This window comes from Labrys sp. KB_33_2 (genome assembly GCF_052114505.1).
GTDB lineage: Bacteria > Pseudomonadota > Alphaproteobacteria > Rhizobiales > Labraceae > Labrys.
In genome coordinates, this window is sequence record NZ_JBFREW010000043.1 from 1 (window position 1) to 11,487 (window position 11,487).

General features: G+C 59.8%; 12 protein-coding genes. 4 read left to right on the forward strand and 8 right to left on the reverse strand.

Translation table 11 applies throughout. From position 1 onward, the window contains the following. Positions 1 to 205 precede the first annotated feature (205 nt). Together AB4037_RS34110 and AB4037_RS34115 are read right to left on the reverse strand one after the other, a co-directional pair. Complete coding sequence (locus tag AB4037_RS34110; RefSeq protein ID WP_434955575.1) at positions 206 to 646, reverse strand: hypothetical protein; 441 nt, start codon at positions 644 to 646, stop codon at positions 206 to 208. Positions 647 to 863: 217 nt separating this feature from the next. Then, positions 864 to 1,994, reverse strand: coding sequence for a heparin lyase I family protein (locus AB4037_RS34115; RefSeq protein ID WP_441774591.1), 1,131 nt, complete (start codon positions 1,992 to 1,994; stop codon positions 864 to 866). 499 nt (positions 1,995 to 2,493) lie between these two features. On the opposite strand from AB4037_RS34115, the gene AB4037_RS34120 reads away from it, so the two are divergent. Beyond that, the gene (locus tag AB4037_RS34120) at positions 2,494 to 3,024 is read left to right on the forward strand and encodes a T6SS effector amidase Tae4 family protein (RefSeq protein WP_434955573.1); all 531 of its coding nucleotides are present in this window, start codon (positions 2,494 to 2,496) and stop codon (positions 3,022 to 3,024) included. A gap of 183 nt (positions 3,025 to 3,207) precedes the next feature. Further along, positions 3,208 to 3,738, forward strand: a complete 531-nt coding sequence (locus tag AB4037_RS34125) for a DUF3455 domain-containing protein (RefSeq protein WP_441774592.1) — start codon at positions 3,208 to 3,210, stop codon at positions 3,736 to 3,738. A 126-nt stretch (positions 3,739 to 3,864) separates the two neighbouring features. Here the strand turns inward: AB4037_RS34125 and AB4037_RS34130 are convergent, their stop codons facing one another. From AB4037_RS34130 to AB4037_RS34140, 3 genes are all read right to left on the reverse strand, one after another. Then, a complete protein-coding gene (locus AB4037_RS34130; RefSeq protein ID WP_441774593.1) occupies positions 3,865 to 4,281 on the reverse strand; it encodes a hypothetical protein in 417 nt (138 codons plus the stop codon). Between the two features lie 286 nt (positions 4,282 to 4,567). Beyond that, on the reverse strand, positions 4,568 to 5,509 hold the full coding sequence (locus AB4037_RS34135) for a T6SS effector amidase Tae4 family protein (protein WP_441774594.1): 942 nt from the start codon (positions 5,507 to 5,509) through the stop codon (positions 4,568 to 4,570). 210 nt (positions 5,510 to 5,719) lie between these two features. Next, positions 5,720 to 6,472: a hypothetical protein gene (locus tag AB4037_RS34140; RefSeq protein ID WP_441774595.1), complete on the reverse strand. Its 753-nt coding sequence runs from the start codon at positions 6,470 to 6,472 to the stop codon at positions 5,720 to 5,722. Between the two features lie 454 nt (positions 6,473 to 6,926). Here AB4037_RS34140 and AB4037_RS34145 point away from each other — a divergent pair, with 454 nt between their 5' ends. Further along, a complete protein-coding gene (locus AB4037_RS34145) occupies positions 6,927 to 8,924 on the forward strand; it encodes a peptidoglycan-binding domain-containing protein (RefSeq protein WP_441774596.1) in 1,998 nt (665 codons plus the stop codon). A 57-nt stretch (positions 8,925 to 8,981) separates the two neighbouring features. On the opposite strand, the gene AB4037_RS34150 is transcribed toward AB4037_RS34145, so the two are convergent. Then, positions 8,982 to 9,221: a hypothetical protein gene (locus AB4037_RS34150; RefSeq protein WP_441774597.1), complete on the reverse strand. Its 240-nt coding sequence runs from the start codon at positions 9,219 to 9,221 to the stop codon at positions 8,982 to 8,984. Between the two features lie 144 nt (positions 9,222 to 9,365). After that, positions 9,366 to 10,286: a LysR family transcriptional regulator gene (locus AB4037_RS34155; RefSeq protein ID WP_441774598.1), complete on the reverse strand. Its 921-nt coding sequence runs from the start codon at positions 10,284 to 10,286 to the stop codon at positions 9,366 to 9,368. A gap of 145 nt (positions 10,287 to 10,431) precedes the next feature. Between AB4037_RS34155 and AB4037_RS34160 the strand changes: the two genes are divergently transcribed. After that, entirely contained in the window at positions 10,432 to 10,707 is a 276-nt protein-coding gene (locus AB4037_RS34160) for a DUF4242 domain-containing protein (protein ID WP_434955565.1), read from the forward strand. 97 nt (positions 10,708 to 10,804) lie between these two features. Here the strand turns inward: AB4037_RS34160 and AB4037_RS34165 are convergent, their stop codons facing one another. Beyond that, positions 10,805 to 11,389, reverse strand: a complete 585-nt coding sequence (locus AB4037_RS34165) for a DUF6882 domain-containing protein (RefSeq protein ID WP_441774599.1) — start codon at positions 11,387 to 11,389, stop codon at positions 10,805 to 10,807. Between the last annotated feature and the right edge of the window lie 98 nt (positions 11,390 to 11,487).

Sequence of the window (11,487 nt, forward strand, 5' to 3'; positions counted from 1 at the left end):
CCGCCTCGCCGCTCTCCAACCGGCGCAGGACTTCTTGCTTGAAGGCAGTCGAATACTGCCGGGGGCTTCTGCCAAATGGCGTCGACATAATGGGCTCCTGGAGCCCTGTTACCCAAATTCCATTGTCTCAGATATGGGGTGCACTCCAGTGCATTTAATTTCAATTTGATTCCGCATCGTCGATAAAATGCACTGCGACTGTAGTTTAAGGTGCCACTTCTACGGTGACCGCAGTCTTATCCGGAGGATTGAGAATCCCATTGAAGTTAGTTTGCAACGTGAGGTCGTCAGTTCCGGTGAAGCCTGGATTTGGCTGATAATTGACAGCCGTCATGGGTATCAGCTTCGAGTTGCATTTAAAGAGATGGCTTGTCGCGGGATAAGCGGCATGGTCTCTAACGGTAACAATGGTGAGGGTACCGTTCTTCGGTGGAGAGACGGCTTTGACGCGGGGCGGTGCGTCGTACATCACGCAATCGTCGCCAATCTGATAGGCGCTGTAGATTTTTACGGCTTGATTCTTTTTGGTATGACGAGTGACGCTTGGACCTACCCTCAACCCTTTCTCCAAAGGCTTGTTCTCAGCGCACGACTGCAAAAGAAAAGCCGGTCCGAGTAGTAACAAGATAAAATAAGCACGCTTCATCACGACTTCCCCCTCGGCAGCACTTTTCTGGCTGCAATTTTGGAATGCCTAACGATAGGACACCGCCGAAGTCGCTTGATCAAGCCGCAAAAGTCGAAACAGAGCGGAGCGGCCGGAATTTCGAATTATAGTGACTGGACTGCACCCCTCTGGTGAGACAATAAGTTTAGGTAACAGGGGGCGCAGTGTTGGGGTTTGAGGTAGATGGGTTCACCCGTCACGGCGTCTCCAACGGATGCATGTGCTCGAGCCGCAGCCCGGCCGCATCCGAGGCCTGGGAGAATTCGTCGAGGTCGATGCTGAGCGTCCCCGGCTGCCTGAGACGATAGAGACCGAGCTTGACATATTGCGTCCCGGGATCGGCCTTGGGATCGATGGGCGGCCGGGTGCCGAAATCGCCGCTGACACGCACGATCTTGCGGCCGTCGGCCCAGACTTCGAGCAGGGCGCCAACCGGCCTGCCGGACGGCTCGTCGTGCGAACCCCTGATATGATAGACCATGTCGACCCAGGCCTCCCTGGGCGTCGGCAGGGGCCGGTTCGACACCGGCTCGATACGGACCAGGCGACAGCCGAGATAATTCTCCGGGGCGGACAGGAAGGCGAGCCCTTGCAGGTAATCGGCGGCCCGGTTCTCGCCGCTGCGCCGGTCCTCCGCCTCCTTGCCCGGCAACGATGCCGGCAAGGCTATGTTGGCCGGCATCAAGCCGGTCAGAACCTCCGCCTGCCGCTGCTGCCCGATTCTGCCCCGTATCAGCGCGACGGCCTGTTCGCGCACCCGATCATCGGACGCGTCCAGGGAGGCGAGAAGGCCCTGGGCCTGGAGCACCTCGGCGACATTGTTGCGATCCGTCGCAACGAGGCACCGCCCGTTGGCCGTTTCCACGGTGATATGGAAAATGCCGTCATCGTAGCGCTGCGCCACGAACGGGCTGTCATTACCAGGCCCCTTCCATTGGCCGATGACCGTGCGGTGGCTGCCGGTATCGGCAACCTGCCCCCGGATGCGGAAGCTGAACGCGTACCAGCTATCGGAACCGTACGGGAGCGCTGCGCTCTTGGTGACCTGCAATTCGGCACGCTGGCAGCCGCCGGCCGGCATTTCTTCCAGCGGGCAATCATTGCCGCCATCGGCGTCTGTCGTCACGATCGAGATGGCCCCCACGGTTCCGCCACTCCCGGGGAAGAGCGGTTGCACCTGCCGGGACGGATAACCGCCGACGAACTTGCCGAAGCTCCACAGCGCTCGGTCGGCGCTGCCGCTGTCGAAACCGTCATGGAGATCGCCGGCCCGGCAGCCCCCGGCCAGGCTCGACGAGATCAGCAAGCCGGCAACCAACCACCGCATGCGCCGCCCCCCAATCGCGCGAGCATCATGCAAAGGTAAGGCGGTGTCAAAACAAGGGACTGGAATTAGGGCGGCGCTTTACTGATTTCGTCGCCTCATGCACGATATCGCTCTCGCTGGCCATCGTGGAATTGGTGGTTACGGCGACGGTGCATTCATTCAGCTGTCTCTCAAGACATTTAGGTTGCCCCGCCCGATGAATGCACGATCATCCCAATCCGTAAACCCAACTGGAAGCCGAGACCGGCCCCCGTCCCTCGCGAAAGAGGACCAAAACCTGCGTCACTTGAATTTCTTCAATAATTTCCGGCGGGAAAACTGGAGCGGCAAGCAACTCATTCGGCTTTGACTTATGGGTTTGCTATGTCTATCGTATCATTGACAAGACAGTCTAGCGAACCGGCACGAAAGTATCCGCGGCTGCGCTTGCCATTTCGCGCCAGACCGCATACTTGCAAAATCCGAAGTATCACGATTCAGTCAGCTCACGGTGACGAATATGAGTGATGATACAGTAAGAGATGTGAACTTCATTTCCTTCGATTTTAATAAAATATGGGATAATTTCCCATATTTTACCAGCCTTCCGCCGGACGCTGCCGGTGTCATGGACGGAATACATGCATATGCGCCGGGCGCAACGTCGTGCTGTATACAGTTAAGTTACGCATTAAATGCAGCAGGCATTAAAGTTCCGGAAAGAAGCTATCGCCGGCCAAATTTTCGCGGAAAAAGCGGAGATTATTATTTTGGAGCCCCGGATGAAGTAGATCTTTTTCTCGAGGGAGAGTTTTTCCCTGGAGAAAACATTAAAAACATGGCCGACCCGTCCTTGAGCAATATGAAGGCTTACTTGGCAGACAGATGGGGGATATTGGTTTTTTATGATACCAGAACCCATCTTGGGCCCAGGGCTCACAACGAGTTATGGAACATGAGCACTATAAAACAAAGTGCGAATAGCCCTGCGGGTATGAGTGAGGGGGGCATCTTCAGCAACAAAACAGTATTATTCTGGGATTTCGCATAAACGAGGCTGGTCCCAATTACCAATTACCAACTACGGCGACGGTTTACGTATTTTGCTGTCTCACATATGGGGTGCAGTCCAGCTCCGGCCTGTGTTCCCCACAGTGTTGCCGCCCCCATGGCGCCGTGCCATGTTACCGTGGCCGCGACATGCACCAGCCCGGGATCGGGCCAGGAGACAGTGATGCTTATGCAAAGAACCCACGCATGCGTCGCCGCGGCGATGCTGCTTGCCGGAGGAACGCAGGCGGCAAGGGCAGCGGAGGCTGTGCCGGCCGCGTTGCAGCCGCCGGCCGGCTACACACTCGCTTTCACTGCCAAGGCCAAGGGCCTGCAAGTCTATACCAGCACGGCGGAAGCCGGCGCGGCGCCGAAATGGGTGCTCGAGGCCCCCGTGGCGGAGCTGGCGGCGAAACAAGGCGCCGTGCATCATTATGCCGGCCCCTCCTGGGAAGCCGCCGATGGCAGCAAGATCGTGCGCGACAAGGATACGCCGGTGGTGACGGTGCCGGCCAAGAAGGCCAGCGCCGATATCCCCTGGCTGCTCATCAAGGTGACGGCCGATCCGGCCGCCGGCGTGCTGAGCAATGTGGGTTATGTGCAGCGCATCACAACCTATGGCGGCGTCGCCCCCGCCGCGCCGCCCGTGCGAACCGGGACGAAAGTGGGCGTGCCCTACACCGCGACCTACGCGTTCTTCGCCAAGGCCAACTAAGCCGGCGACAGTGAACTCTGACCGATACGGGCAACCGCGCGCGTCATCCCCTCCCCACGGCCTTCTGCTGTGCCGGGGATGACAGGTCAACTCGGCGCCTCGATTTCAACCAGGCGTGACGAGGCGTCAGGAACGCCGCTTCAGCAGTTCCGCGAAGGTCGTGCGCTGCCGTGGTAGGACGAAAGGCACGGCCCCGCGCTTGTCCAGGCCGAAAGGATCACCCGCCACGCGCTCGACGACATGCCCCTGATAGAGGGCGATCCCCTCGCATTCCCAGTTGCCGCCATAGTTGAGCGTCAGCGGATTGTAGGTGTTGGCGCCGTATTGGAAGCAGATGTTGTCCTGGAAACCGGTGGTCGGATCGGCACCGACGAGACGCCAGCGGCCCTGCAGCACGATACCGTTGCCGGGATACCAGAGGGCGGTCCGGCCGTCCTTGCTCAGGAACTCGACCTGCGTGCCATGGGCGTCGAACGACATGTTGGTCGTGCCGCCCTGGAATTTCTTCTTGGTCTCCGCGCTCGGGCGTCGTGCTGTTGGCATTCGCTCCTATCAGGGGCGCACAGCCAGCAATCAAAGCCGACACCCCCAATACCAACATGAATTTCCGCAACATCGCCAGCCCCACGGTAAAGCACCAGCGAACACACCATGTTTTACTCGAAATTGAAACTATAGAGACAGCGCTCACCGTCTTTTATTTCGCGACATACCCGATTGACACATATCACCCGTTTACCGGTCCTGCCCTCCCCCCATGTCGTGGAATGTGCAATGGCGAACTACGGCACAATTTACCCAGTATCGGTTTCGGTCCGCACTTGCCGGCCTATAGCGCCACCAGCGGCCAAAAGCTGATTTTTCTCGACCTGAGAAACGCCGATTCACCCTGCATCGGATCCATGTCGGTGTAGGTGTTGCCCATCCGATCCTTGTTCCACAAATCGATGTGCCCGCCCCACATCGAGGTTTGCCCCTTGATGCTGAAATAATGCGTGAACAGGATGATGCCTTGTCGGCCTTCGACAAATTTGAACGCGGCAAGGCCAGGCATCGGTTCGGGCGAGAATGGGGGCTTTGCCTCCCAGACATAGGCCTTCCCCTTGGCCCAGGACCAGGTTGGGAAATCGTAGGGGTTCGAAAAATGATGCCGGTGATCGGCACCGGGAAGCTGGCATGACGATCCCCAACACCCCTTGAACGACACCCCGCTCAGATGCAGGGCCTCGCAGAGCCGGACGAAACACTGCATATTGCGCAGCGGAGCCTCGCCCTTGTTGCAGGGATAGTGCACGGCCCCGTTTGTCGGGCTCATCGGATGGTTGTTCCACATCTCCTGAAAGCTGCCGACATGCCGGCCGGGCGCAGCCGGCAAGACGAGCAGCTTCGGGTTCGCCTTGACACTGATGGGCAGTGACGGAGCATAAGTGGCGCCCATCTTCCCTGCCTTGGAAACCCAGTAGAAGGCGTCCAGTTCGGTATCACCGGCGGACTTGCCGCAAATCTGGAAAAAGTACCGTCCGTGAGACTCGATCGGAACATTATCAGCCGCGACCTTCGCCATGTCGTAGACGTCGATATATTTCTTCTTGGTCACATCGCCCAGATGAACGCATTGCTGGCTGAAGGCGATGTCAGAGTTCCGTGCAATCACCCCCACTTCGACCATGGGCTGCAAATCGAACTTTTTCAGGCTGACGATCCGAGTTTCACCCACAGCCAGATCGACCCGATGCACTGGCTTGCCATGAATATCGACAAAATTGTCCATGGAAATTCTCCGCGAGCCTGATCTTCGAACAACCCTGTGCGTTGAATTCGCTGCCTCGGTAGTTTTCCCCCGCAGGAATTCAACTTTGCTAGAACCGCGAATTACGACGATTACGGACGGTTGAGACGACGGTGCATTTCATTTACGGCGGCCGCTGACCGGCTGAACCCGGGATGCGGCCCAAATCCCCTGCAATGCCGCCGGTCCAGCTCAGCTTTTGCATTGGTTGTCCTGCACCGCGACACTCCGCCTGTATTGGGTGATCAGGCGATGGAACACCTTCGGAGGGTCTTCGTCCATTGCCCACAAGGACGGATCCGGCTGCGCCAGCACGGTGGTGCGAAGGACGGCGTCCCGCTGGTAATCCAACAAAAATTCCAGCTTGTCGCTCACCCGCATCGCATTGGGTCCGAAACCGCAGCTCTCATACAGGCTGTTTGCCGCGAGTATGGCGGTTGTATCCAGCAGATCCGTTCGCTGCATCAAGGGGACAGCGCGCCCGCCCCGCGTGAATAGGGCATCCAGATACATGAAAGCTTCCGGGGAAAGCGAAGGTTTCGTTTTCAAGGCGTACAGGTACAAAGCCGCGAGATCGGTGCGTCGCAGCGGCAGGTCCCATTTGTCCCTCCCCTGCACCTCCTGAACGTCGCAGAGGACGCCGTCTCCCCAAGTGCGGCAATCCGTACCCGCGGTGTAGCCTTTCGATTGCAGCCATCCAAGGATCTGMGGGTGCACGACGTTCAGATCGGAAATACTCAAGGCAATCGTTCTTCTCTCGACTTCCGTATCGAACAGTTGCTTGGCCTGCTTGTCCTGGTCGTCTCTCCAGATTTTATATCCAGAGACACTGGATGACGCCAGAATAAGGAAAATAATTGCGCATTTGGCCCACAGAGGCGGCTTGTCCAGGATCGCTCCGATGAGACTAATGAGGAGGGTAAACAGCAACGCTGCATATTCCATTCCTACCTCCTCGTTTTCCTTTCCTGGGAATTACACAGGATTGAAGTATTTGAAATGACGGTCACGACTTGCCGATTTCGCCAGAAACTCGGGTCACGGGCCTGTCATGGCGCTGGTTTTGAGGATTGCAGAACCATACTGAAGGCCGAAGCCGTGACAGCCCCGTGAAAAGCCGCTCGGGAGCGCCAAAACAGTCATTGAAAACATCGCCCCGCGGTGCGTACCTTATCGGCGAACTATCCACGCCTGAAATACGCGACTTCGTAGCAGAAGGTCTCGCTCTGCATCGCATCCGTACGCGTCTATTGTGACTATCGATTTCGGAAAGCATCCCTTTTCCTGTCGTGAATTCTTGAATCCTTTTCACGCCGCGATGCAGTGCGAACCACGGAAGTAAAACCGCGCGACCATACCTATCCGCCTGAGATCTGCTGGCTCGTTGGGAGGGGCTGCCATGGCTGATTGCATCGTGATTTCGAAGGCGTCGCTTTTTCCGGATCCCGACGATTCCTCCATTGCGCTCGTCAGCCTCGCCGCGGGCGACCGGGTTTCGCAGCTGCGGGAGCTTTCGAGCTGGGCCAAGGTCTCGTACATTGATAAGGCCGTCCAGACCTATCTCGGCTGGCTCCACGCCGACATGCTGAAGATCGCGCAGGCGACAGCGTTCAAGCTCTATGACGAGCCCTTGGGCACGCCGAGGCCTGTAACGGGCAGCATCATCGAGGAACGCGCCCAGTTGCCGCCCTGGAAGAAGGTGCGGATCCGGCTGGAGGACGGCAGCGCCGCCGAAGGCTGGATCGATACCAACGACCTGCCGGCCGATGGCTCCGATGACGCCGACGAACAGCAGGCCGAGGGGCCCGGTTCCGATACCGGCGACGAGCTCAGCCTGGGGCCGAACGAGGTCTATCGCACGCCCCTCCTCAAGGCCCATGGCATTACCGACATCGACGCGGCCGCACTCGCTGCCCTCATCGATGCCGAGGCGGCCAAACTGCCGAGCGGCCAGTGGAACGCCAACTCCAAGGCCGGCACCAGCAGCGCGGCCGGGCTCACGCAGTTCCTCGACAGCACCTGGACCTCGCATGCCACCAACAGGAAGACGCTGCTGAACCAGGTCTGCAAGGCCAAGGGCTTCGTCAGCGCCGCCAACGACATTGTAGCCGCGCGGAAGCAGGCCCTACTCGACCTGCGCTTCGATCCGGAGTTGGCAATCGTGTCGGCGGCCGAATATGGCCTGTTCAATTTGAGCGCCCTGATCGCCGAAGGGCTTGTTGACGACCAGATCGGCGACGACGAGAAAGCCCGCTTCATCTATATCGCTCACCATGAAGGGCTCGGCGGCGCGCAGGCCTTCCTGAAGCAGACGCGGTCCTACACCTTCAGCGACCTGGTGACCCAGATCGGGCGCAGCAAGGCGCAGGCCTATGTCGATGCCGCCGGCGGCGACACCACGCGGGCCTACCGCGCCTGGCTGACCGACTATGTCGACGGCCATATCGTGCCCGCCAAGTTCCGGAAGAGCGGCACCGCCGCGGCGACGGGCGGCGGCACGACCTCGCTGTCGCAATTCGACGGCGCCACCATCCCGGTGGCCGAGCTCGGCGGCAAGACCGGACTGGTCACGGCGATCCAATGGCGGCTGTCGGAACTGGGCTTCCTCGATCCGCCCGCCGATGGCAAGTTCGGCCCGGTCTCGCTCTGGGCCCTCAGCGAATTCTGCGACCTGAACAGTATCTCGCTCGGCGGCGGCTTCAGCAGCGCTATCGCCCGCCGGCTGCTCGAGCCGACAGCGCTCCTGCCCGAGATCGCCGCGACCGGAACCTGGTTCGACAAGGTCATCGCCTATATGAAGGCGCAGAAATACTTCATCTGCCGCCATCCCGACTGCCGGAACATCGCCTATCTCGAAGGAGTGAACCCGGACGGCACGCTGAACGACGACAGGCACAATGTCTTCAACGACCTCCGGATCGTCTTCGCCATCGACAGGAACGGCCGCCCCGATTTCAAGGACGCGCTCTGGGAAGGCACCACCGAGCCGGGCGATTTCTGGACCGTTCATCCGATGAACCCCGGCGGGGCGGCCAGGATCGCCTTCAACCAGTACAAGGCCTGGGTCGTCGGCACCCACCATGCCGGCTCGCCGTCGGCCCATGAGGCCCTCGTCCAGGCAGAGCCCCTCAGCGTCTTCAGGGACCTCAACAAGGACTTCCAGCGCACCGGCGATCGCCTCGACACCGGCCTTTTCGCCATCAACCAGCATTGGGGCTATGACGCGCCGCAGGGCGATCTCGGCCGCACCAGCGCCGGCTGCCTCGTCGGTCGCACCAAGAACGGCCACCGCCAGTTCATGGCGCTGATCAAGGCCGATCCGCGCTATGGCGTGAACCGCGGCTATAAATTCGTGTCCGCCATCATGCCGGGCGACAAGGTGCTGCAAGTCGGGTGAGAGCGGATTTGATCGGTGGGCCTAACCGATCATCCCGACACCACCCTTGCTTTGCCCTCAATCGATCGCATGCGCCCGATGCGCCACCGTGGTGGCAAAGGCGCGGGCGCTGGCGGCGTACCATTCGGGCGGGTGCTTGGCGGCCAGCCCGGCGACCGAATGCACGGTGTCGGCCAGCACACGCTTGCCCGCGGTGCTCTTCGCCACGCTGAACCTATAGGAATGCCCCTCCTCATGATGGGCGATCACCACCTCGGTGCGGGATTTCGAAACGATGTCGAAGATATGAGCTGACATGAGCGCTTTCCCAGGGTGATTATGATTGCGGTGACAGTTTACCCGATTGAGGTTCCGGCTCGCTTGCGAGGCCTGATGGCCCGCACTGTTTGCCGGCATAGTAGCATATTCAGTGGGCTGTCACCGCAATGCCTTGGCCCGGTCTCAGGCCTGCGCGACCGTCTTTTCGATATACTTCCGGGTCTCGCTCGCCTCGTTGCGCAGCCATGCCGCGAAGCTCTGAAGTTGCGGCCGCTTGTCGATATCCTGGCGAAGCTTCAGCCGATAGGGATGTGGGGCAATCAGATGTTGCGACATCGCAAAAGGATTGACGACGAGCCCCTCTTCCAGGTCGCGCTGGACCAGGGACAGGCCACAGACCAGAAACCCCACGTTCTGGCGCACCGCCTCCAGGGCCAGTCGCATGTGTTGATAGCGCACGCCACGATCCGGACCACTCTCGCGATGTCCGAATGCCTGAAACCATTCCACCCATCCAGGCGGCCCCGATTCCTCCAGCTGCGCTTTCAGATGCAGGAGCGGCATGCCCTCCATCTGTATGCTCGGATCCCGGCCGGCGATGCGGCGCAGATTGTCCGGCCCCGAGAAGGGCAGAAAGACATCGCTGAACAAGGGCTCGTCGCGCCCATTGCCATAGCCGACGCGCACATCTGGCGCCCCGAGCCTGAGCGGCACATCGCCGGCTCCATTGATACAGAACAAGATGTTCGGATGGTCCTGCCGAAATGCGGGCAGGAGTGGCGCCAGCCAAAGCTCGGCCCAATCCGTGTCCGCCACGATCTGGATTTCGCTGACGCGTTGGAAATCCAGCGTTTCGGTCACACGCTCCAGCGCCGCGAACGCCACATGCAGATCACCCAGCGCATGGCTGAGTTCGGGGGTTGGCTGCAGTCCCGAGCGCCCCCGCATCAAGAGGTCGGCCCCAAGATAATCCTCCAGCGCCCGAATGCGCTGGCCCACCGCGGCCGGCGTGATGCCCAGGCGATCCGCCGCCGCCTTGAGTGAACCGGACCTGATCGCCAATTCGAGCGCCTGCAGCGATTTGAGATGCGTGGTGGCGGGCATTGCTAAAGATTATCTTTAGACGACAAAAGAACAAGCCTTGTTACTAAAGATTTTCTTTATCAGGCAAAAGAAATTTGCGCTTCCCGTCTCCCTGGCAAAGGCGCATCGTTGCTGGGAAATAAGCCCCAACAGCGAGGAAACAGACATGAAACGCTATGTGATTGAACGCGACATTCCGGGCATAGGGTCGTTCTCGGTAACCGAGCTCTGCGGTGCGGCCCGCGCTTCGAACCAGGCGCTCGCGACGATCGGCCCGCGCGTCCAGTGGCAGCATTCCTATGTTGCCGGCGAAAAGACCTTCTGCATCTACCTGGCCGAGAGCGAGGAAGAGATCAAAAGGCACAGTGAGCTCAGCGGCATTCCGTTCACGAAGATCACCGAGGTTTCACAGATCATCGATCCGTTGACCGCGAACAACTGAACGCCTCGCTTGGCAGGATTGAAGCAAGCGGCCCGCCGAAAAAGCCGCTTGCTTCGGCGCTGGTATTTTCGAAACCCGGCAAAACCGTCCCCGCCGCTCACCATGGCTTCCACCAGGGCTTCTTCACCTCACGGGGCTTGATGACGCCCTCGACCTTGGCGATCCGCTGCTGCGCATCGAAGGCAAGCCTGACCTCGGCGCCATCCGCCTCGCGCGTCGCGGATATCATCGCGGGCTCCGCTTTGACCGTGAACCCCTGCTGGCGCAGGAAGCTCTCCGCCATCGCGCGATGATCGACCTCGAAATTGCTGACGACCTGCATCAGCACCGTGTTCACCCGCTCGGCCGCCACCGGTGCACGGATCGAAGCAGGCAGCTTCTCGAGCAGAAGGAAGAGTGCGCCGTCCGGATAGGGAGCCCGGTAGTAGCAGGATCTGTCTACCAGTGCCCCGCACAGCATGGCGAGCATGTGATCGGTGATGGTGCCGAGCCCGAATTTCGGTTCGACGAACTCCCTCATGCCGCGCTGATCGCCTATCTCCTTGATCCGCGTGCAGGCCTCGAGAACGGAGGCCGGCAGGCCGCTCTGGTGGTTGGCCCAGCCCCACAGCCAGCTATTGTCCTGCTCCGCGCTAGAGCGTCGGATCTGAAACTGGAATCGGCGATTCCCTTGGAGGGCAATTTGTGATTCACCGTTATTGGAGGTGGATCATGGGCAGGAGCTATTCTCAGGATCTTCGCGATCGGATTGTCAGCTTTGTTGAGAGCGGCCATTCGCGC

What these genes read in the sequence shown, in the direction of transcription:
- AB4037_RS34155 (WP_441774598.1), bottom strand. Translation starts at nt 10,286, where the DNA reads ATGCCCGCCACCACGCATCTCAAATCGCTGCAGGCGCTCGAATTGGCG.
- AB4037_RS34125 (WP_441774592.1), top strand. Translation starts at nt 3,208, where the DNA reads ATGCTTATGCAAAGAACCCACGCATGCGTCGCCGCGGCGATGCTGCTT.
- AB4037_RS34160 (WP_434955565.1), top strand. Translation starts at nt 10,432, where the DNA reads ATGAAACGCTATGTGATTGAACGCGACATTCCGGGCATAGGGTCGTTC.
- AB4037_RS34115 (WP_441774591.1), bottom strand. Translation starts at nt 1,994, where the DNA reads ATGCGGTGGTTGGTTGCCGGCTTGCTGATCTCGTCGAGCCTGGCCGGG.
- AB4037_RS34150 (WP_441774597.1), bottom strand. Translation starts at nt 9,221, where the DNA reads ATGTCAGCTCATATCTTCGACATCGTTTCGAAATCCCGCACCGAGGTG.
- AB4037_RS34130 (WP_441774593.1), bottom strand. Translation starts at nt 4,281, where the DNA reads ATGCCAACAGCACGACGCCCGAGCGCGGAGACCAAGAAGAAATTCCAG.
- AB4037_RS34120 (WP_434955573.1), top strand. Translation starts at nt 2,494, where the DNA reads ATGAGTGATGATACAGTAAGAGATGTGAACTTCATTTCCTTCGATTTT.
- AB4037_RS34110 (WP_434955575.1), bottom strand. Translation starts at nt 646, where the DNA reads ATGAAGCGTGCTTATTTTATCTTGTTACTACTCGGACCGGCTTTTCTT.
- AB4037_RS34145 (WP_441774596.1), top strand. Translation starts at nt 6,927, where the DNA reads ATGGCTGATTGCATCGTGATTTCGAAGGCGTCGCTTTTTCCGGATCCC.
- AB4037_RS34135 (WP_441774594.1), bottom strand. Translation starts at nt 5,509, where the DNA reads ATGGACAATTTTGTCGATATTCATGGCAAGCCAGTGCATCGGGTCGAT.